The following is a 21,644-nucleotide window of genomic DNA, read 5'->3' as shown; positions in this document are numbered from 1 at the left end:
GCATAAAAGTTTATTCATAAAGGGCTAATACTTGTTTGAGTACATTTGTGTATCGATAAAATTGTTCAGTTTGTGTATCTCGCCGGTATTGACGCCTAAAGTCTTGAAAGAATGCTCTTCTTTGCGCCTGACTAATTTCAAGTTGTACACTTTTTCCTGTCAGACATTTGTTATTGATATTATCAGGATGCGTTCCAGAAAAACGATCAGATTCGGCTAGCAGCAATGCTTGAAAGCCATTTTGCGTTAAACGCTTCACAGTTTCTGCCGCTCTTTCTCTGTCTGTACCTCCCACTAACGTTTGAAGCACCTCTGTTTCTCCGTAGCCATGAAGTGCAAACGTATAATGATGGGTATGCACTTCTGAAAGGCAAAGCGGCTCATCAAAGCGTGTACTTGTAATATGAAGAACATGATTGCCTTTTACTTTAAGGCCTTCAAATAAATACATAGAATAGTCACTAGAAATTTCATGAACAAGCTCACTCACGCCTGATTCAATTCCTCCAGCATGAGGAGACAAAACTAGCAGCTGGTCACCTTTCCGCTTGTGAAGAATTTGATAATCAATCCCTTTTCTTTCATGAGCGGAGAGCTCTTCATAATTTTCATACGTATCGATAATTTGCCTCATGTCATCTGCTCCATTTCTTTATATGAGCATAAGTCTACTGATCCCTCATTCTTTTGTAAAGAGGTTTCGAATCAAATATACCACTTGAATTCTTCCTTAAATTTTCCTTACATTTACGGCATTCTGTTGAATTTTGAGAAAAAATGACCGATAATTGAAACGAATAGAACTTTTGGACTATATGAATCTTTTTGTATTCTCTCTCATAAATTAGAAATATTGTGATCTACATCTGGAGGAATTCATGTTAAAAAAGAAAACCACCCTCACTCTTATCATCTTACTCCTTAGCTTCGCTGGCATTATTTATTGGAAATGCTTCTCTCTTCAAGGCGTGTCTCACGGAACATTCATCCGCTCGATGTCATCACCTGACGGAATGTACATCATCAACACCTATCAGCATAGCGGAGGAAAGCTAAAGGAAAACGCAGTCAGAGCAGAAATTGAAAACAAACTGACCCACCGCAAGAAAACGATTTACTGGAAATACCCTGATAAGGACCCTCTCATCAAATGGAAAAACGGACAGCTTGTTCAAATTGGACATGAGTTTTTAAATGTGGTGAAAGGCGATACGTACGATTATCGCTTTGATCAGAACAAGAGAAAATAATGCATCAAAAAAACGAATCCCTCTTGGATTCGTTTTTTACGTTGACATGACGGTTTGCATGAATTTCTTCATATTCTTACTAACCGTCGTCAATCGATCGACAATTTCACTAAACTCTGTCACAAGTAAAGCCTGTTCCGATGAAGAACCTTTCATATGGTCCATACTTTCAAGTAATGTATGTATATTGGAGGAGATTCCTTGCAGTGAGCTTTCGATGTTTTCTGTTGCACGTGAAGTTTCACTTGAAAGCTTTTGAACCTCACTTGCTACAACACTAAAACCTGCTCCCTCTTTTCCTGCCCTGGCAGCTTCAATTGACGCATTCAATCCTAGCAAACTCGTTTGTTTCGAGATGCCTTTAATCATTTTTGTAATATCGGCTGTTTGTTTCGAGCTTTCAAGAGTTTGCTGCGTTTGTAAGGTCATCTCCTCACTTGTAGCAGAGAGCTCTTCTGAATGTGCCGCCACCACGTGCACTTTTTCTTGAATACTTTGAATAATGTCATTCAATGAATCCATATACGCTTCAAGCTCTATTTGATTTTTGAGTGGAAATCCTAAAGCGAGGGCACCAATCACTTGCCCGTTTTCATCAAAAATGGGCAATCCCATCGCATTTAATGGTACTCCATATACTGATTCAGGCACAAACATACTCGATGTCTCACCTCTCAGCGCTTTTTTCATATTCAGATCATCTGGTTTAATACGTTCACCAGCTCGAATTTGAAAATCAACATCTTTCGATGGCAAATACAGCAAAAATTTCTCTCGGTCAATGACACCCATCGTCACTTCATTTTTTAAAATCTGCATCATATAAGGTGCTGCTGTCACTATACTCTGTAGTATATCCATTTCCTCTACCCCCTTGTATTATTTATCGGTCGTTCTTCTTAAAATAATAGTTAATTTTTAAAAATAATGATGATGATGAAAGTTATTTCTCATATGTACGAGTAAAAAGAAGGAAATTCCCTCTTTATATTCAACAAAACGTAAATTTGCTATACTTTAAGTATCAACATATGATGAAATGGTCATGTAATCATTTTATATATTCATTGGAGGCGCATGTTGTGAGACAACCTATGACATATGAGCGGGCGATCGTCATTGGCGGCGGCATGACGGGAATACTCGCTGCAAAAGTTTTATCAACGTTTTATCATCAAGTTTTCATTATCGAAAAGGACGAAATGCCAGACTCTCCTAAGAATCGTCTCGGCACTCCTCAAGCTTTTCATCCACATAGAATGCTGCCACTAGGCAAGCAAATAGTGGAACGTCTATTTCCTGGTTATACAAAAGAGTTACTGACAATGGGCGGATTTAATACGTGGCATCAAACCTCTCGTTTTATTACAAAAGATGGTGAGTTAACGCTTACTGATACCGAAGAAACAGCCGTCACAAGACGTGCCATGCTAGAGTGGGTGCTGATGCAAAGAATGTTAAATGAGGGACGGGTGCAATGTTTAGAAAAACATGAAGCCCTCTCACTTCAGTTGAAAGAGGGAACAAACCAAGTCATCGGACTGGTCGTGAAAGATCGGCATGAAAAACCAGGAAGCATTCGTGAAATGAAAGCAGACTTAGTGGTCGATGCGTCTGGAAGAATATCTAAATTGCCAAAATGGCTGAAGGATGCTGGACTGACCTTACCACGGGCAGATGAATTAACGGTGTCACTCGGTTACAGCACAAGATACTACAAGATACAACCAGAAGCGCCATACCAGCAATCAATGGTCGTAGTGGGTCAGCCGGAAAGGCAAATCCCAACAGGACTATTTGAACGGGTAGATCATGATTTAGTAGCTGTTCTTCTCTCTGCAGCTGGCGGATCACATTATCCAACAACAGACGCTGATCAATTTGATTCAGAAACAGCTGCACTCGCGCATCCCGCAATAGCAGATGCCATCACTCATTTAACGCCCTATACAAAGCCAAAAGGATTTAGAGTCCCTTCTTGCGTGAGATATCACTATGAACAAATGCACGACTGGCCAAGTGGATTATTGGTGATGGGCGATGCCTTGTGTACATTAGATCCCATTCATGGTCAAGGAATGACAAAGGCCGCACTCGAAGCACAAACTCTTGAGCGCATGCTCAAACAAGCACAAGAAAATGAGCGGCTACCTTTTGAAAAGGACACGTTACAACAAATGCAGCAAGCGAGTGAACTTGGCTGGTGGCTTTGTGCAATTGCTGATATGGCGTGGGAAGGCGTCGAGTTAAAAGGAGAAAAAACCATTCCTCATTTAACGTTTGTACAAGAATTTTTAAATCGCTACGTACAATACGCCATTGTCACAAAACAGCCTAAATGTCTTGAAGCGTATCACCGGATGCATTCTTTCTTAATAGAACCGAGAGACATCATCAACTTAGAACAGCTGCTTGACATGATTCAAGCTGACACTTCTGGAGAAACGGCTGAATGGTGGAGTCAGTGGGATCAAGAGGACGATAAACGCAATCGAGCTTTTTTCCATGAAGCGGTTCCTGACTTTCGTTTGCATCACTTGCTTTCATTAGATTGAAACAAAAAAAGCCCCTTAGTGGGGCTTTTTCATTAACGTAATAATTGAAGTACGTTTTGCGGCTGTTGGTTTGCTTGAGCTAACATTGCTTGAGATGCTTGAGAAAGAATGTTGTTCTTTGTGAACTCACTCATTTCTTTCGCCATGTCAACGTCACGAATACGTGACTCAGCAGCTGTTAAGTTTTCAGCAGAAGCACCAAGGTTGTTGATTGTGTGCTCGAGGCGGTTTTGGACTGCTCCAAGTGCTGAACGCTGTTTAGATACTGCGCCGATGGCTTCATCAATTTTTGCTACTTCAACGTCAAAGTCAAAACCATCTTCATTTACTTTAATATCTTTGACAGTCAAGGTTTCAGCGTCCATTTTGCCGATCTGAACGTTGATATTTTGCTCAATGTTAGCGCCAATTTGAAATTGGAATCCATCTTCAACGCTACCATCCAACAGATTTTTTCCGTTAAATGCTGTACGCTGAGAAATTCCATCAATTTCATCTACCAAAGCCGTGAGCTCTTCTTGAATAGCTGTTAAATCTTCTGTTTGTTGAGTCCCAACGTTACCCGCTTGAACTGTTAATTCACGCATACGTTGAAGGATCGCATGTGTTTCAGTTAATGCACCTTCAGCTGTTTGAATAAGAGAGATACCGTCTTGTGCGTTTTTAGATGCCATTTCTAAGCCGCGGATTTGTCCACGCATTTTTTCAGAGATGGCAAGACCTGCTGCGTCATCTCCTGCACGGTTGATACGAAGACCAGAAGAAAGCTTCTCCATGTTCTTTTGCCCTGCTCCATTGTTTGCAGACAAACGGTTCAGTGTGTTAAGTGCTGCGATATTGTGGTTAATTCTCATGTTTCATGACCTCCATGTGTTTGAACCAATTGAACATCCTTGTCCAAAAGTTCTAAATTAGAATTTTTTCGTAAGCCTTACAATCCATTTATCGAACATTAATGGAATTTGTTTAATAAAAAAGGAATAAATGAGGTGAAAGTCTCATTCGTTATGATCGTTTCGCTAGAGTATGCCAAATTTAAAGGTCATTTTTCATGATTTGTCAGAGGGATTTAAGAATCATAAGACTGGAGAAAATACGAAGAAAAAAACAGCATAAAAAAAAGCCCCATAAAGGGGCCTGTCATTAACGTAGTAATTGAAGTACGTTTTGTGGCTGTTGGTTCGCTTGTGCAAGCATTGCTTGAGACGCTTGAGAAAGAATGTTGTTCTTCGTGAACTCACTCATTTCTTTCGCCATGTCAACGTCACGGATACGAGACTCAGCAGCTGTTAAGTTTTCACCAGAAGCACCAAGGTTGTTGATTGTGTGCTCTAGACGGTTTTGAACTGCACCAAGTTTACCACGCTCAGAAGATACTTTATTGATTGCAGCATCTACTTTGTCTAATAAAGCATCTGTATTAGCAGCTGTAGCAGTTGTTACAACGTAATCTGCTTTCAACATATCAAGACCAGTAGCAGCAGTACCCATGTTACCAATATTAACAGTTAATTGTTGAGTTTTGTTAGCACCGATTTGGAAAGTAAATCCATCTGTAGCCGTACCATCAAGTAATTTTTTACCGTTGAATGCAGTACGATTAGAGATACCATCTACTTCATCTAAAAGGTTGTCGATCTCATCTTGGATTGCTTTAAGATCTGTAGTAGCATCTTGTGTACCAGTATTACCCGCTTGAACAGTTAGTTCACGAACACGTTGAAGGATTGAGTGAGTTTCAGTCAATGCACCTTCAGCTGTTTGGATAAGAGAGATACCGTCTTGTGCGTTTTTAGATGCCATTTCTAATCCGCGGATTTGTCCACGCATTTTTTCAGAGATTGCAAGACCTGCTGCGTCATCTCCTGCACGGTTGATTTTAAGACCAGAAGAAAGTTTCTCCATGTTCTTTTGGCTTGAAGCGGTGTTTGCAGACAAACGGTTTAATGTGTTAAGTGCTGCGATATTGTGGTTAATTCTCATTTCCTATTACCTCCATGTATGTGGGACCTGACAGACGTCCTTGTCTGAAAAAAGTCCGTTATTCTAGGGCTTATCAACCCTGACAATTCTATTATCGGACGTGTTTATAGGATGTTTAGCAGATTTTTAAAAAAATATCACTTTTTTTCATGACGTTGATCCTAACTTTAACAATTCTATAAAAAATGCTGCTGATTTTAAATCAGCAGCTTTACCATTTTAAAAATATCTTAATGTTTGATATCAAACATTAAGATATTTTGGTACACCACGTAATCCTTCTTACTTGTGAAGGGGCCTTTATTGTGTTCATCATTGATTTCATAGAAGTTCATCCCAATTCCAAAACTTCTTTCTTTATACCAGTTAAGAAAATCGTTAATTTCTTTCGTTGATAGCAAATAATCCTTTTGCAGTCCGTTTATCATGGTAATTGAAAGTATACCTTTTGTTACTTCTTCTCCAGGTTTTGTTCCGTCCTGATCTTTCGGTTCTTCGGTTGTGCCATCACCAGGCTTAGTTTCGTCCTGATCTTTCGGTTCTTCGGTTGTGCCATCACCAGGCTTAGTTCCGTCCTGATCTTTCGGTTCTTCGGTTGTGCCATCACCAGGCTTAGTTCCGTCCTGATCTTTCGGCTCTTCTGTTGACCCATCATCAGGCTTTGTCCCGTCCTGATCTTTTGGTTCTTCGGTTGTGCCATCATCTGGCTTTAATTCACCTTCAGCAATTTGCAATTCTTTTAATGAAATAGAAATCACTGATTTGTAATCACTTTTAATCGATTTTGAATGATAATATTCTTTGAAATTCCTTCCACCTATGATATATATCGTACCATCAAGTGTTACAGCACTTGATCCCACTCTAGCTTCAGGCAATTTGCTTATACTTTTTTTCACAGAATTAGACATAACATCATAATATTGTGTATAAGGTGAGATTAGGCTGGATCTGTCATCGTCATACTGACCGCCAGCCATAAACAATTTCCCCTGATATGTTGTAAATGCAGCCCCTAGTTGATAAAACTTCAACTGTGACTTTGTTTGTACCCATTGATTTGTTTCAATGCTATATTCATATACTTGGGCATTTTTATGATTACTAACTGTTCTTTCCCCACCTGTGGCATAGATTTTATTGTTAATGACTTCTGACATAGACATACCAGTAAATTGCTGAGGAAACATTTTTAATTGTTGCCATTTATCCGTTTTTGTATCATAACTATAAAAATTATGTTCTTGATTAGGACTTTTATTCGTTGCAAGAATATAAATTTTATCATTTACAACACTTGCACTTATATCGCCTTTTGTCACAGCTAGGTATGGTATATTAATTGGTGCTTCTGCCCATGTATCTAATTCTGCATCATAAATATCAATCGTATTTGTGCTATCTTGATATGCTCCTCCAATGATATATACTTTTTCACCTATCGCCACTGCAGCACTATCTGTTCTTTCTCTTGGCATGTCAGCTTTTGAACTCCACTCATTTTTGTGAGGATCATACATGTAGGTATTTTTATTACTATATGATTTTTCACTGCTTCCCCCAAAAACAAAAATCTTCCCATCTACTACTGCGGAACTAGAATGAAGTCTCTCTTCCGGTAAGTCCGCTCGCTTCTTCCAGCCATTTGTCTCTGCTGCATAAGCTTTTAACGGATGAATTGTGACCATCATAAAAATGGTCAAAAGCACTAAAAATAAACCTTTTTTCATCATTTTTTTCCTCCAAATCTTAAATATCCCTCCTTTTATCGTCATATTTGTAATAAAATTTAATTTTTATCATTGTACACCAGAATGAATATCTCCAAAGTACATCTGCTATTTACCCTCACACATACATCACCGGTGTCGATATTTTAATAATCTTCCCGCCTCGACGGTAAAATCTTGGGACGCGGCGGCTTAGGGTGGCGATGACTTCGTAGTTGATTGTATTGAGCATTTCGGCGATTTCATCGACAGAAATTTCTCCGCCCTTTTGACGACCGTATATGACGACTTCCTCGCCTTGCTTTGCTTTCATTTCTCCTAAACTGATCATCGTCATATCCATTGTGACTCGGCCAGCAATCGGCATTCGTTTTCCGCGGAAAAGCATAAATCCCCGATTTGATAAAGCACGTGAGTACCCATCTGCGTAACCGATCGGTATGGTCGCAATAACCTCATCAGGTTTTGCTACATACGTTGCCCCATAGCTGACGGTCCTTGGCTCTGTCACCATTTCCTTTACGAACGCAATCCTTGCTTTTAAACTGAGAGCGGGCTCTAGCTGAACAGCGTCTAAGCTTTCAATGTATTGCGAGGGATACAGACCATATAGCCCGATGCCCAGCCGAATCATATCGGCGCTAAATTCAGGAAACGCGATAGCAGCCGCTGTATTGTTCATATGTACGGTTGGCAGCTTAATTCCTTGTTTTTTCAAAAAGCGAAGAAATTCAATAAAAATGCTGTGCTGCAGCAGCGTGAAGTCAGGGTCAGGCTCATCTGCAGTGGAGAAATGCGTAAAAATCCCGTCCCATCTAAGGTTTTCACTCTTTTCAAGAGCTTCCACCACTCCTAACAGCTCTTCCTTCGTTCGTACACCTAATCGTCCCATCCCTGTGTCGACATTGACATGAATCCCAAGCCGGCGATGACTTTCTTCTTCTTCCGCTAAGATCTCATTTGCTTCAACAATCCAGTCTTCACGAAGGCCAGATAGATCAATTCTCCAGGCCGCAGCCCTTTTCACACAGTCGAGCGGGGTAAATCCAAGAACCAAAATCGGTGCTTCAATTTTTGCTCTTCGCAGCACAATGCCTTCCTCCAAGCTAGCAACTGCGAGCTCCGTCGCACCGCTTTCCAGTGCCTGCCGGGCTACCTCCACTGAGCCATGTCCATAAGCATTCGCCTTCACGACAGCCATGATCTTACTTTTCCTTGGAATATGCGCTTGAATGGCTTCGATATTTCTTTTAATCGCATCGAGATTGACTTCGATCCAGACTTCCCTGCATAGCTTTTTCATTTATTTTTCCTCCTCATCACATGAGCGTTCTTTCTATCTCCATGTTCGCTTTTGCGTCTAGTCTATCTTTATTCATTTTTGAGAAAAACATTCAACTACAATGACTGAACCTGCTTTGTCTTGTCTCACAAAAAAAAGAAACCACATCAACTGTGATTTCTTCTCTATGTGCGATGATATTCAATGTCATCCGCAGATTTCATCATTGCATCAATATCATGATAAATCTCCTGTAAATTTTCCCGTTCAGCTAAGTATTGAGCATTGCTTTTATGAACAGGCACATCAAATTGCAAGAAGTTGATCGTGATCGTTGATGACTCTCGGTCATTCATTATTAATCTTAATTCAAGCGTTGAGACCTCTTCTTTATCATCTCTCTCAGCTGAAGCAATCGGCACCCCATCTTCTAACATCTCAACTTGTTTCAAATCTTTCATGGATAGCTCAGTGACTGCAAATCTATTTTTTCTAGTTGACCCGCCAGGCTGATATTCAATAAAGCGCATTTTCTTTAACTCATCATCAATCGCAAAGCCCTTATCAACTTGCTCCGAAAAGATATAGGTAGATGCCTGAAACCCATCTTCGTGAAAAAGCATCATCATTTTGTCCAATAATATGTTGGGATCATTCTGTTCTTTTCGTCTTTGACATCTACCGGCTATGATTAAAATGACCAGTCCCCCGATGATGCTAAGAGCCGTTCCCCATCCATTCCCTACATCTATGAAAACAGTAAAACCTAAAATAGCAATCATAAAAGCAGTGATAATGCCTATGATGAATATCACTCAATGCTCCTCCTATCATGACCCTTCATGAATGGTTTAGCCATAGTATAGCATTTGAAGTAAGGTGATTTAAGAATATTTATATGAAGAAAACAGACCATAAAGATCTGCTTTCCCATTGAACTTCATTCAAGTGTTTAAAAGATAGGCAGTAAGAATTCACACACGCCTTCTTCTTCTCTATATCTCTCCATAATAGATGCCTGACGCATGTTCAATTGATTGTTTTGGATCATTTGAGGCAATTGGCTCCAAAACAAATTCACTTTTTCGGTTGTATGTGTCACTGTAAACACAGCATACTTTCCCCCTTCAAAATGTCCAGTCTGAACCATTCGATCTTTTGAGAAATCTCTATTTGTCATCAACATGAGGTCGTATCTGCATTTTTCTGGTGGGATTTTTCCAGGATCATCTTGAGGAACACCATATATACCAAATTCCTTTAATTCATCATTTAATTGATGTTGATTGATCCATTTTTTAAATCTTTTCATCATCTCTACATTTTCTTTGCTACCATATGGTCCTATATTTCTCATAAACACCATTTTCATATTCGTTAACATTTCAATTTTGTAATTCATGATTTCCCTCCAACTCTTATTGGAAGATTGGCCAATCATTCCTTACATCCAACGGTAACATCCTTTAAAATATAATACAGTAGGATATTAAAAATAATTGAATTATGTTGGAAAAACATTCACAGGAATTGCGATTTAGATCATAAATTAAGTCATCTCATTTTCTCTTTAAATAGCATATCCAATTTTTTAAAATAAAAAAGAACGGTCTTTAGCCGCTCACTTGTTTATTGATTTTCCTTTGAATATTTAGCAAAGAGAAGGGTGACAATCAAATAGATAATTGTTCCGAAAAACAGACCATTTAACAAGCTGATAAACAATATTTCACAAACCAGGCCAACATAATAAGACACTGGCGTCCCTGGAAACACAGCCATATTGAACAGACTAATCATAAAGGTTAAAGCAAAAAATATAATGAAAATCTTTCGAAATACTGTTGATTTTAACATTGTCATTTCACTTCCTCCTCAGTATGTTTTCTATGAAAAAAATATTCTTTGTTCATAGCGTATATTCCGTTTTATAGTAAAAAGCCCATAAAGGGCTTTTTACTTAAGCAGTATAACCAATACTTGCAGTATGACCTCTCCTAGCTTCATCATGACTTGCTGTCACTTCAGACGTAAAATAACCAACAACACTTATGACACTAATCATCACGAATACTACTGATAACGTTTTAAATTTCATACTGACAGTCCCCCCGCTTTACTTGAGTTTGGAAATAAAGAATCTTTTCATAGAAATGCATCGCATTGTCTTTATCTCCCATTTCATTATAATATTTTGCAGCATCTTTTGCTAAATCTTCGAGGTCAGGATACATTGACTTTACTTCTAACAATTCCATTATTTTTTCCAACTGCTCAAAATTGTTGTCAATGTATAGGGATCTTAAAAACTTGAATATCAATAATAGAACATGGTCTTTCAGCTTTTCAGATAGTTCTATGCCGTTATTTAATGCATATGTACCTAAGTCCTGTTCTTTCTTTTTGAAGTAGGCTTTTGACAACATAATGAGCGGATCTAAGATTCTATTTAAATGCTCGTATCCCTGCTCTTTAAATGCTCGAATTGAATCATTAAAGTGAATAATCGCTTGTGCTAATTCTTTGTTATGAAAATAACTCAACCCTAAATTATAAAGTGCTGATCCTTTTAATCGTTTTGTTGAGTTGTCGGCGGCTTTTTCTAGTGCGTGTTGAAAATGGGGTATGGCTTTTTCGGGGCAGCCCATATCGATATAGTTTAATCCAATGACAAAAGAACATTGAATCTCTCTAACAGTGTATGTATCTTTTTCTCGGTAACATTCTATCGCCTGTGCGATATGGTGCATCGACATGTGGGTTTGTTTCATGTGGTAATAGATTTCTGCCATCTTGTAATTGAACTCGGCACGTTCAATATCGTCGCTGACAAGAGACAGCTTTTTTTCTGCCCGCTTATAGAAGGTAATCGCATTTAGGTATTCATAGTTTTCAAATTCGTACATGCCGTAGAAAAAATTAAAGTAATACTCGAGCAATCCTGTTAATTTTTCTTGATCCCTTTTGATCTTCATTGCGAGTTCCCTAAAGTTCGCCCGCTCTTTCCCATTTTCTAAAGGATTTAAGTAATCAAGCATTAATTTATGTCTGAACTCCATGAGTGAGAAATACAATAATAAATCTTGATTTTCTTCCATATGATCAAGCATTGATTTGATTTCCTCTTTATATGCTTCGGCGTCCGGTACGTTAAATCGTTGAATATGATAATACCATTCATTGATTTTCAAACCGACGTGAGAAGAAAGTACTTTCTCCATCAGCCCTTACCCCTTCCTCTATTTCCCCTATAATGACATATATTATCATTTCATGAGCCATCCGGCACCGAAAAGAAACCGCAAAAGAACAAAAAAGCTTCTTCTAAAGAAGCCAAGTGATTGATCGTCATTTTGATAAGGAGGAATAACTGAGCTCGCGCCCCTGTACTCTCTGAAATAAGATGATACAATCAGGTCTAACGAAATATTTACATCCAGTATACCCTTCACGTCATACTTGATTTAATCGTTTCCATTTACGAATTTGAGTACGGAAATTTTTAAAAGGGGCAACGGTATTCACATGAATAAATTTATAAACTGGCCAAACTGCCTTTGCTGTAGCGCCATCCGCCCATTTTCGTTGATGAGGTTCAAACACTTCTGCTTCACTCATACGATCCAACATATCACAAATAGTTAACACATTCTGTTTGAGCTGAGCTCTTAATGCGACTAGTGATTGACAGGCATACTTCTCATTAAAAAGAGAATATAATGCGCCAAGCTGATTCCATTTGTATCCTTCTGCTGGCGTATGGACAACTTTTCCTTCAGTTTCGTTTTGCTCCCATTGAAGCAGCAGGGTTGTCCAACCAACTTGATAGGCCAAGTTTTCTGCAGGAGTTCGGCTTACATCCTCTATTCGATCATCTTTCATTTCTTCTGGAATCATATCGAATTCTTCATCGTATTGATTGTACGATTTCATGATTGCTTGTTTTAAAATGTCTTTCGACTCATAGGTTGTCATCATATTCACCTCTAGTTCTTTTCGTGAAAATTTTCCTCAGAACACATCTTGCAAAAGTAAAAAAAATAACTAGAGCTCATGATACTGAATTATTCTAATGTTTTCTGCTTTATTGTCTCTATTATAATCAAACTCTTAATCGAGCAAAAAAGCAATAGCATTTCTGGTTAAATGAAAGCATCTACGTAAGTTTAATAAAGAATATCTATAAAACCGGCTGCGAAAAATAAAGACACTCTTTACGTTCTATCATAAACAAGCACCCAGTATTTCGCCCCAGGTTCCCCTTCTTCTACAACAGCCTTCCAGCCTCTTTTTTGATAAAAAGACAAAGCTTTGTGATTGTCAGAGACACATTTGAGGGTGACCGGTGTTCCGAGCACTTTTATAGCATGTTTGAGAAGCAAGTCGCCAGCTCCTTGACCAGCAGCTTCGGGATGTACAAACAAGAGGTGAATAAAACGATCTGGTACATATAGAGAAATGAATCCGAGGATTTTATTGTTTTCCTCTGCTAAGAAAATTTGCTCTTCCAGCGTATCTTGATCAAAATCTTGCAGATTGATTTCTTCTGTATTGAGCCAGTGAAAGCTCTGACGGCGGGATTCTAAATAGATTTGTCTTAATTTTGGATAATCTTCTATGCTTGCTTCTCTAATCAACATCACAACATCCCCCCTGTTTTTATTTGAATGTTAATTCACCTCTAGAATGTGTTTTGCCTGTATTCTACCTGCCAATAACAATTGATCGCTGAACTGCGAATCATTGACAGCACGTGCAAGAGCGATTGTACCGACCATGCTGCTTACTAGTGCGTAACTCGTAGAGAGACCGATGTTTCCCGTATCGGCTATAAATGCCATAAACCGTTTCAATTCATCCGTATAGGCTTTCCGTACCTCTTGCGATAATTGAGAAATCTCCCCTGCAAGTGCAGGCAGTATACAGCCGACCTCCGTCTGATCACGGTGAACGGAACTTAAATAGAATTCAATGATCGTCTGAATTCGAGACTGGTCTGCTTTCTTGTCTGCAACACTTTGCAGCAGCTTTATCGTATCAGTAATAGCAAAATGAAAAGCCTCTATCACCAACTGATCCTTGTTCTTAAAATGAGCGTAAAACCCTCCATGAGTTAGACCTGCCCCTTTCATAATGAATGGCAAACTGATATTACGAACGCCATTTGTTCGAAATGCTCGTGCAGCACTTGCAATGATTTGCTCTCTCACTTTTGACTTATGACCTTTCGGATAAGGCATCTTTTTACTCCCCTCCTTCACTTTAACTCTTTTTAAGTGGCTTTATCAAAATATTATAATCATCATATTTTCTTGTGTCAATTGACTGAAATCCATCTTTCCTCACTTAGATGGGATTGACTTCATCAAAATATGATGACTATAATATATTATGATCATCATATTTAAGACGGAGGTGCAAGAAATGATTCATTTAGAAACAGTAGATACTTTAGTGATCGGATCAGGTCCGGGAGGCTACGTGGCGGCATTACGTTCAGCTCATCTCGGCATGAAAACAGCGATTGTAGAGCGTGATCAATTAGGTGGAGTATGTACCCATGTAGGCTGTATCCCTTCTAAAGCGCTAATAGCAGAAGCAGAGCGGTTCAAACTCCGCACACAATTGGGGGTTTTTCAAGAAAGCGGCTCTTTCAAGGATGCTCAAGCGTTCAAAAAAGCTGTTGTAAAAAAACAAGCTGGAGGCGTCCAATTTTTGCTAAAGTCAGCAGGAGTTACCATTCTGGAAGGTGAGGCAAGCTTGATCGATCATCATACAGCGGTGATTCAACATGCCGAAAAAGGTGAAAAGCGAATCAATTTCAAACACCTAATACTAGCAACTGGTTCCCGTCCGATTGAAATTAGATCACTCCCTTTCGGAGGTCGTATATTGTCTTCAACTGAAGCACTATCCCTTCCTAAAATTCCGAAAAGCCTTGTTGTAGTTGGAGGTGGTTATATTGGGGTTGAACTAGGACAGATGTTTGCAAGGTTTGGAGCAAACGTCACCATTTTGGAAGGCGGCAATCAAGTATTGCCTGGCTTTGAAAGTGAACTTGTCTCGCCTGTCGTTCGACAATTGAAAGAAGATAACATCACCCTGATTACAGGAGCACACGTCACAGATGCCAAGCAGCATATAAACGGAATTGATCTTCATTATGAGAAACAGAAAGAAAGCTACACGGTGAAAGCGGAATATGCACTGATTACTGTCGGAAGAAAACCGAATACAGATGGTTCATTAGGGCTTGATTCTATCGGGTTGTCCATTACCCCTCACGGACTGATTGAAGTTGATGAACAATGCAGAACATCCATTCCGCACATATATGCCATTGGTGATATCACCGAGGGTCCCGCTCTGGCTCATAAAGCTTCCTATGAAGCGAAGGTTGCAGCAGAGGCAATCGCTGGTAAACCTTCTATTGTAGATTATAAAGCGATCCCACTCGTTGTGTTTTCCAGCCCAGAATTGACGAGTGTTGGACTGAACGAAACAGATTGCAAGCAACAATCCATTCCGACTGTCATTGGAAAAACAATGTTCTCCATTAATGGTCGAGCACTGGCATTAAAAGAACCAGAAGGATTTGTGAAGATTGTAGCCCATGCCGAATCTGGTCTTATTTTAGGAGCACAAATCGTAGGTGCAGAAGCATCTACTCTTATATCAGAACTTTCTCTCTCTATTGAAATTGGTGCTACAGTAGAAGATTTAGCAATGACGATTCATCCTCACCCAACATTAGGTGAAATGATCATGGAAGCTGCAGAAATGGCCACCCGTAAAGTTGAAAAATATCTTGCACGATAATTGGTTCAGGTGTAGCTTCTAAAATTGAGAAAAATAATCGCCATAGCTTATTTATTTAAGAATAATAGGCTATGGCGATTTCAATTGAGCACTCATATTAAAACGTCGGTCAATTTATCGTTAATTGGATCCTACTTCACGCTTTTTACCGAGATTCATGGATAACTGAACGCCAATCATCAGCATGACGATGACAAGCATTGCCACAATAGAAGCATAAAAATGTCCGCTTAGATCGAAAACCAAGCCAATGAAAAACGGACCGAATCCTCCCATGATATACCCGCCCATCTGCGACATGGCGGACCAAGTTCCGGCTTCCTCTGGAGTACGCGTCTCTATAATCGGTAACATGAGCGCTAAAGGAAATAATCCACCTGCACCCATACCTAGGAAAATGACAGCTGGCAAGATCGGCATTGGCAGAAGAAGAAAGATGAGGCCAATCAGCTCAGACAGACTGCATAAGATGAGAAATAATTTCGGTTTTCCTAATCGAGTAACGACCGCTGGAACGAGTAGTGCCACCGGAATCTGAATGAGTGTAAATATGGTCAGCAGCATGGCAGCATATTGCGGACTGTTTCCGAAACTAAGAGCAATCGGTGAAATCCATGCCGTCAAAGAATAAAACATGCTGGACATAAAGCCAAAAAACAAGGTAAATTGAATCGCCTTTTTGTTTCGCAGCGGCAATTTTAACGGCAAGGTTACATGATCACTCTGCTCATTTTTGCGAGCTATACCTACCCATAGAATAAGCGCGATTACCCCTAGAATAGCCCAGCAAGACAATGCAAACGGAAGATGGTGACTGCGTAGGTAAATCGGAATGGTGAAGCCGGAAGCAAGTGCTGCACCTATTGTCATCGAAATGGAATAAACACTGACAATACCAGGATTTCTCGGGAAATACTTTTTAATAAAACTAGACAATAAAGGACCCGCGAAGCTAATCCCTACCCCTCCTGCAAATGCAGTCATGAGCAGAATAGCGACCGATTGGCTTGTACCCCGCAGCGCTGTGGCGATCGTGATGAGAAGAATCGAGAAAAAAAGCGTTCTCTCTAAACCAAAACGCCGGCTGAGTGTCGTCGCAACGGGAGCAAACACCCCCATACAAAGGACAGGCAAAGTGGTCAAAAGACTGGCTGTCAGTGCGTTCACACCAAGCTCTGATTGGATCATACTCATCATAGAAGCCACGGACGTAATGATTGGGCGCAAGTTTAATGCAGCTAAAAATAAAGCGGCTAAATAAAACATTTTTTTCATCAATGCACTTCTTCCTCTCTCTACTTGTTGAAGTTACTTTGAGTATAAATCCGCCGCATTCATTGATCAATACAATAATTCGTATTATGATGATAGTAAAAAACTATTATTAATGAAAGGATGACAAATGGATACTCGGCATATTACATATTTCATGGCTGTATTCGATCATTTACATTTCACAAAAGCTGCTGAGCAATTAGGGATATCACAGCCTACATTAAGCCAGCAGATTCGGCTGCTTGAAGCAGAAGTTGGGATGCCGCTCTTTGATCGAATCGGCAAAAAAGTCGTCGCTACCGAAGCGGGTTCTCTGCTATATCAATATGGGATGAAAATGCTTCAAGCTGAAAGAGATGCAAAAAATGCGATGAAAGAACTATTATCTGAAAAACGGGGAAACGTTCGACTTGCCGTTCTCCCTTCCGATCTTGACTTTCAGCTTGTTCCGCTATTTGTAGAATTTAAAACACTTTATCCTGAAACCAATCTGAAAGCATATTCAACGATCTTCGTTCGTGAAGAGGTTCTGTCGCATAAGGTGGATCTCGGCATCGGGCTGAGAGGGCCTGCGGATAAGCGTCTCATTCAAATTCCACTTGGAAGTGAGCCCTACGAATTATTTGCTCATTCAGAAAGTGAACTAGCCCAACAGAGTGAAGTGACATTGGAAGAGCTGACGCAACATGCTTTGGTTATGTATCCGAAGGGATATCTAGGAAGAGATTTAGTAGAAGACGTATGTAAAGAACAGGGTGTGGAACTAGACACTGTCATGGAGGTTGGGTCCGCATCTTCATTATTGCAGCTGGTTGAAGCCGGCATCGGTGCAACCATTCAGCCGCGAGGATTGCTGCAACAACATGCGACATGGCCAAATATTGTTTCGATTCCTATTGCTGATCCGGCACCTGTTCGTCACTTGGAATTAACTTATTATGCAGATCGATTTGTCAGCAAAGCACAGCAGCAGCTATCTGAATGGCTAATAGACTTTTTCAAATCAAGAACAAACTAAAAATGAGGGTAAAACATTAAGAATGCAAACAGCGTATTTACAAGGACAAACCGGGTAGCGATTCGTCAATTTGATCTGCAAGATATTGAAGCATTTTATCAGTATCGAGCAACCCCCTCTATTGCAACCTATTTAAAGGAAAGGGCTATATTCACGAAGCCTTGAGTTCAATGATCGAATATATTTTCACTACACTGAACAAGCATAAAATCATTGCCTTTACTGATGTGCGAAATGAAAAATCTATTCGAGTGCTGGAACGTTTAGAAATGAGACGCGATGGACATTTGCTTCAAAATGATATGTCAAAAGGACATTGGGTTGATGAATATCAATATGCGATTCTTCAATCGGAGTGGGCCGCTAAGCGCCATTAAAAGACGCTTTTGATAAACCTTCTATATACATATAGAACTTTTCTATAACGCTCACCATGCTTTCTTTTTTTATAATAGAAAAAAAAGAAATGTGGTGGCGTATATGTCTACAACGATCGGAATTATGGGCGGGATGGGTCCTTTAGCAACGATTGATCTGATGAAAAAAATCATTTCTCATACTCCAGCGATAAAAGATCAGGATCATCTCCATGTGATTGCTGATAATTATCCGCAAATCCCTGACAGAACCAATGCCATATTTGGGAAAGGCAAAGATCCTACAGATGATATGATTGCATCAGCTAAGAGATTAGAACGTGCAGGAGCGGACTTTATTCTCATTGCATGCAATACCGCTCACTTCTTTTTAGAAAACATACGACATTCCACTCATATCCCTATCATGAATATGCCATTAGAAACCGCAAGTTACCTAAACAAACATCACTATACATCTGTGGGCTTACTATGTACTGATGGAACATTAAAAACCCAGCTCTATCAAAGGGCTTGTGCTCATCACAAGATTGACGTCATGACTCCTAGTGAAAATCTTCAGAAGAGCGTTATGAATGGGATATATGCGGTGAAAGCAGGAAAATTAAGTAAAGGCGAAAGTGAATTAGCGGTAGCTGCAGAAATTTTAATCAATCAAGGGGCAGAAGCCATCATTGCCGGCTGTACAGAAATCCCCTTAGTCTTAAGGTCAACTAAAGATGTGAAAGTGATTGACCCTACTGTCATTTTGGCGAAAGAAGCTGTAAAATTAGTGTATGAGCTTGAAAAGCTAAACATTTAAAGTACGTAATTTAAGGGGATAAAATGAATATTGAGAATATAGAAGCGTTTATTTACGTATGCCAGCTAGGCAGTATCAATAAAGCTGCGGAAGCACTGTATTTAACCCAGCCTTCTGTTTCGGCACGTATTCAATCGTTAGAAAAAGAATTAGACCTGAAATTATTTGATAGACAGAGAAATAAACTATCTCTGACGGAAAAAGGTGAACAGTTTTACCCGCATGCCAAAAAGATCCTCCAGTCTTATCAAGAAGCAAAGCATAGTCTCAAACAAACGATGATTCCTTATGAATTGACGATTGGATGCGCATCCTCTATTTCCAATAATCTATTGCCTAACATATTGCCCGCCCTAAAAGAAAAATACGAAAACCTGAAAGTGAAAATCGTAACAGGACACTCAAAGGATGTTGTCCAAAAAGTGATTAACAACCAAGTAGACTTTGGCATTGTCAGGACTGAAACACATCCTCAAATTGAATCAATCCCGATTTTCAGTGATCCAATCGGGCTGTTCGTCCCAACTCATCACCCGCTCGCTAGCCTTGACAACATTAATATGAAAGAACTAGAAGAACAGCCTTTTATTTTCTTTGACTATGGGTCATTTGATTGGTTGATGCTCCACCGATTATTTCAAAAAAACAGCATCACACCGAACATTTCCATTGAGGTTGATCATATGGAAACCGCAAAAAATTTAGTACTTCAAGGAATGGGACTATCGTTTCTACCTCATCATTGCGTGAGAAATGAGGTAGAACAAGGAACATTAAAACAAATTTCAATCGATCCATCCATCAATTTCAACATCAATATCGAGTTCATTTATAAAAAAGGAAAATCCAAATCAGTTTTTATTGATCAACTCAAACAGTTTTTTCATGAATTAGATTAAGCAGCTTAAAAAGCCCTTTTTAGGGCTTTTTTGGATACGTTCTGATTAGCTTTCCAAAGTTAAATAAAGTAAGCTCCCTTTAGAGAGGTTTAATACTCTCTAAGTGAAGTGAATTTTTCTAAGAATGTTCTTTTTATTATACAAGCCCTAATGAGGAAGGTTGTTTTGAAAATGAGACCCAAGAAAAAATTAGTTATTAGCATCATCATTGGTTTTGTTTTGTTTTCTTCCTATTATCTACTAAAAAATTTATTCTTAAAAGAACATGCTACACACGTTTCAGAAAATGAGTTCAAACCTTCATTTCTAAATGACAAATTAGCTACCATCTACCTTTCAGCATCAATTGATTATCAGCGTGAAGGGAGCTACACAATATATATGAATAAAAAAGGTGAATTAACTACTTCAGAAGGTGATGCAATTGAATTAGGTTCTATTGCTCAAGGTGAACAGATGTTACTGAAAGAAAACCCTTCAGAAATAAATATTCTTGGAAAAAAAACTGCTCATTTTAAGTTCAAAAATAAAGTACATACTGGTTATGGACAAGCTAATGGATATTTAAAGAACAAAGAAATATTTTATACATTAAACAACCAAGGTTTTGGAGAGAAGGACTATAAAAGTTTAATTAGATGGGGCAACAGTCAAAACTTTCACGAGCAGATTTTAAATGGATACTTTGTTAGTACAGGAAACGACGAAGATAAAATTTACGTGATCAATCAAAATATGGATACTGATCGATCTACTTTTCATGAATTGAATTTAGAGGACAAACCGACTCTTCAAAATGGTGGTCATATTAAACTCATTAATGAAGACTGGGAAGTTTATTCAAATATTATCATTAAGGACAAATTAGCTTATTTTATCCTCTATCACACTCCTGAAGATTCTAAGGATGTGTCTTTTAAAGTAGCAGTATTTGATATAGAAAAGAAAAAATTAAGAGGAGCATATTTACTTGGCAGCTATAAAAGTGAAGATCAACTAATTCCACCAAATGAAAAGCACTTCTATATAAAAGACGATATTTTATATCACTTAACTGCAAATTCTAAGATTTATACATTTAACACAAAAACGATGAAACCAGAAGAATCCTATTCCTTAGAGCATGAGGAAGGACTCAATGTTAAGTTCGTCTATTTAAATTCTGATCATATCTACTTATTAAACCAAAAAAAGACTGGAGAATATGAAATTTCTTCTTATTCATACCAAAAGGGAAAAAGATTGAATTCTTTAAAGATAAAAGGTCTCGACAAAATTCTGGATAAGAATCATGTATCTGAATATGATTTTTTGATGTTAGAACAAAATAGAAATGATATTCTCAAAATATTTAATAAGTGATTCTAAAAGGAGAATTGATATGACTCATTTAGAATTCGCATTCGGCTTGCTTCCAGTCAGTATGATCATCGCTTCTTTTATCGTCACATTGATTATACAAAAGGTTTATTTCATGCCAGTTGTGAGCTTTATCATTTTACTCATCCTGACATTTACACTTTTTAATGTCTCCTTCTTAGGCTGGGCAGTTGTTTACACTTTTGACTCATTCATTGCTTCATATATAGCATTATTCATCATGAAAATTTTAAATAAAAAGAGGTCTTAAATACATTTAAAAAGCCCTTTACAG

The 21,644-nt window shown here is 38.8% G+C and carries 24 protein-coding genes; 9 read left to right on the top strand and 15 right to left on the bottom strand.

Annotation, left to right across the window (positions count from 1 at the left end; all coding sequences use genetic code 11):
• Window positions 1–10: 10 nt before the first annotated feature.
• On the bottom strand, window positions 11–634 hold the full coding sequence (locus tag MHB83_RS10990) for a poly-gamma-glutamate hydrolase family protein (protein WP_050945224.1): 624 nt from the start codon (window positions 632–634) through the stop codon (window positions 11–13).
• 244 nt (window positions 635–878) lie between these two features.
• Here MHB83_RS10990 and MHB83_RS10985 point away from each other — a divergent pair, with 244 nt between their 5' ends.
• Window positions 879–1,250, top strand: coding sequence for a DUF5412 domain-containing protein (locus MHB83_RS10985; protein ID WP_058014230.1), 372 nt, complete (start codon window positions 879–881; stop codon window positions 1,248–1,250).
• 36 nt (window positions 1,251–1,286) lie between these two features.
• Here the strand turns inward: MHB83_RS10985 and MHB83_RS10980 are convergent, their stop codons facing one another.
• Window positions 1,287–2,111 (bottom strand): methyl-accepting chemotaxis protein, encoded by an 825-nt coding sequence (locus MHB83_RS10980; RefSeq protein WP_050945225.1) that lies wholly within the window; start codon window positions 2,109–2,111, stop codon window positions 1,287–1,289.
• A 221-nt stretch (window positions 2,112–2,332) separates the two neighbouring features.
• On the opposite strand from MHB83_RS10980, the gene MHB83_RS10975 reads away from it, so the two are divergent.
• Window positions 2,333–3,805, top strand: a complete 1,473-nt coding sequence (locus MHB83_RS10975; RefSeq protein WP_342496326.1) for an FAD-dependent monooxygenase — start codon at window positions 2,333–2,335, stop codon at window positions 3,803–3,805.
• Between the two features lie 32 nt (window positions 3,806–3,837).
• Here the strand turns inward: MHB83_RS10975 and hag (MHB83_RS10970) are convergent, their stop codons facing one another.
• From hag (MHB83_RS10970) to MHB83_RS10915, 12 genes are all read right to left on the bottom strand, one after another.
• Entirely contained in the window at window positions 3,838–4,659 is an 822-nt protein-coding gene (gene hag, locus MHB83_RS10970) for a flagellin Hag (protein ID WP_044141245.1), read from the bottom strand.
• A gap of 289 nt (window positions 4,660–4,948) precedes the next feature.
• Entirely contained in the window at window positions 4,949–5,788 is an 840-nt protein-coding gene (gene hag, locus MHB83_RS10965; protein ID WP_106029857.1) for a flagellin Hag, read from the bottom strand.
• 230 nt (window positions 5,789–6,018) lie between these two features.
• Window positions 6,019–7,518 carry a kelch repeat-containing protein gene (locus tag MHB83_RS10960; protein ID WP_342496325.1) on the bottom strand — a complete coding sequence of 500 codons (1,500 nt, stop codon included), beginning with the start codon at window positions 7,516–7,518 and terminating at the stop codon, window positions 6,019–6,021.
• A 118-nt stretch (window positions 7,519–7,636) separates the two neighbouring features.
• Window positions 7,637–8,821, bottom strand: a complete 1,185-nt coding sequence (gene alr / locus MHB83_RS10955) for an alanine racemase (protein ID WP_137054752.1) — start codon at window positions 8,819–8,821, stop codon at window positions 7,637–7,639.
• Window positions 8,822–8,985: 164 nt separating this feature from the next.
• Complete coding sequence (locus tag MHB83_RS10950) at window positions 8,986–9,615, bottom strand: hypothetical protein (RefSeq protein WP_342496324.1); 630 nt, start codon at window positions 9,613–9,615, stop codon at window positions 8,986–8,988.
• A gap of 137 nt (window positions 9,616–9,752) precedes the next feature.
• Complete coding sequence (locus MHB83_RS10945) at window positions 9,753–10,202, bottom strand: GyrI-like domain-containing protein (protein WP_137054754.1); 450 nt, start codon at window positions 10,200–10,202, stop codon at window positions 9,753–9,755.
• A gap of 227 nt (window positions 10,203–10,429) precedes the next feature.
• Complete coding sequence (locus MHB83_RS10940; RefSeq protein ID WP_226805060.1) at window positions 10,430–10,663, bottom strand: hypothetical protein; 234 nt, start codon at window positions 10,661–10,663, stop codon at window positions 10,430–10,432.
• Between the two features lie 97 nt (window positions 10,664–10,760).
• A complete protein-coding gene (locus tag MHB83_RS10935) occupies window positions 10,761–10,898 on the bottom strand; it encodes a hypothetical protein (protein ID WP_012009633.1) in 138 nt (45 codons plus the stop codon).
• Window positions 10,888–12,021, bottom strand: coding sequence for a Rap family tetratricopeptide repeat protein (locus MHB83_RS10930; RefSeq protein WP_050945233.1), 1,134 nt, complete (start codon window positions 12,019–12,021; stop codon window positions 10,888–10,890). Before MHB83_RS10930 ends, MHB83_RS10935 begins: the two co-directional genes overlap by 11 nt.
• A gap of 232 nt (window positions 12,022–12,253) precedes the next feature.
• Window positions 12,254–12,775, bottom strand: a complete 522-nt coding sequence (locus MHB83_RS10925; protein WP_106029862.1) for a ClbS/DfsB family four-helix bundle protein — start codon at window positions 12,773–12,775, stop codon at window positions 12,254–12,256.
• A 239-nt stretch (window positions 12,776–13,014) separates the two neighbouring features.
• Window positions 13,015–13,440, bottom strand: a complete 426-nt coding sequence (locus tag MHB83_RS10920) for a GNAT family N-acetyltransferase (RefSeq protein ID WP_212046032.1) — start codon at window positions 13,438–13,440, stop codon at window positions 13,015–13,017.
• A gap of 30 nt (window positions 13,441–13,470) precedes the next feature.
• On the bottom strand, window positions 13,471–14,040 hold the full coding sequence (locus tag MHB83_RS10915; protein WP_251190962.1) for a TetR/AcrR family transcriptional regulator: 570 nt from the start codon (window positions 14,038–14,040) through the stop codon (window positions 13,471–13,473).
• A gap of 184 nt (window positions 14,041–14,224) precedes the next feature.
• Here MHB83_RS10915 and lpdA point away from each other — a divergent pair, with 184 nt between their 5' ends.
• Entirely contained in the window at window positions 14,225–15,619 is a 1,395-nt protein-coding gene (gene lpdA, locus MHB83_RS10910; RefSeq protein ID WP_342496323.1) for a dihydrolipoyl dehydrogenase, read from the top strand.
• Window positions 15,620–15,739: 120 nt separating this feature from the next.
• On the opposite strand, the gene MHB83_RS10905 is transcribed toward lpdA, so the two are convergent.
• On the bottom strand, window positions 15,740–16,894 hold the full coding sequence (locus MHB83_RS10905; RefSeq protein WP_212046034.1) for an MFS transporter: 1,155 nt from the start codon (window positions 16,892–16,894) through the stop codon (window positions 15,740–15,742).
• 127 nt (window positions 16,895–17,021) lie between these two features.
• Here MHB83_RS10905 and MHB83_RS10900 point away from each other — a divergent pair, with 127 nt between their 5' ends.
• From MHB83_RS10900 to MHB83_RS10875, 6 genes are all read left to right on the top strand, one after another.
• Window positions 17,022–17,912 carry a LysR family transcriptional regulator gene (locus tag MHB83_RS10900; protein WP_212046035.1) on the top strand — a complete coding sequence of 297 codons (891 nt, stop codon included), beginning with the start codon at window positions 17,022–17,024 and terminating at the stop codon, window positions 17,910–17,912.
• A 170-nt stretch (window positions 17,913–18,082) separates the two neighbouring features.
• Window positions 18,083–18,289 carry a GNAT family protein gene (locus MHB83_RS10895; RefSeq protein WP_253622712.1) on the top strand — a complete coding sequence of 69 codons (207 nt, stop codon included), beginning with the start codon at window positions 18,083–18,085 and terminating at the stop codon, window positions 18,287–18,289.
• A gap of 103 nt (window positions 18,290–18,392) precedes the next feature.
• Window positions 18,393–19,091: an amino acid racemase gene (locus MHB83_RS10890; RefSeq protein ID WP_342496322.1), complete on the top strand. Its 699-nt coding sequence runs from the start codon at window positions 18,393–18,395 to the stop codon at window positions 19,089–19,091.
• 23 nt (window positions 19,092–19,114) lie between these two features.
• Window positions 19,115–19,990 carry a LysR family transcriptional regulator gene (locus tag MHB83_RS10885; protein WP_342496321.1) on the top strand — a complete coding sequence of 292 codons (876 nt, stop codon included), beginning with the start codon at window positions 19,115–19,117 and terminating at the stop codon, window positions 19,988–19,990.
• Window positions 19,991–20,161: 171 nt separating this feature from the next.
• Entirely contained in the window at window positions 20,162–21,352 is a 1,191-nt protein-coding gene (locus MHB83_RS10880; protein WP_342496320.1) for a hypothetical protein, read from the top strand.
• A 19-nt stretch (window positions 21,353–21,371) separates the two neighbouring features.
• Window positions 21,372–21,620: a DUF2651 family protein gene (locus tag MHB83_RS10875; protein ID WP_342496319.1), complete on the top strand. Its 249-nt coding sequence runs from the start codon at window positions 21,372–21,374 to the stop codon at window positions 21,618–21,620.
• The last annotated feature ends 24 nt before the right edge of the window (window positions 21,621–21,644 follow it).

It is taken from the genome of Bacillus sp. FSL K6-3149, assembly GCF_038630515.1.
GTDB classification, from domain to species: domain Bacteria; phylum Bacillota; class Bacilli; order Bacillales; family Bacillaceae; genus Bacillus; species Bacillus pumilus.
This window is presented reverse-complemented; position numbering and strand designations above follow the sequence as displayed.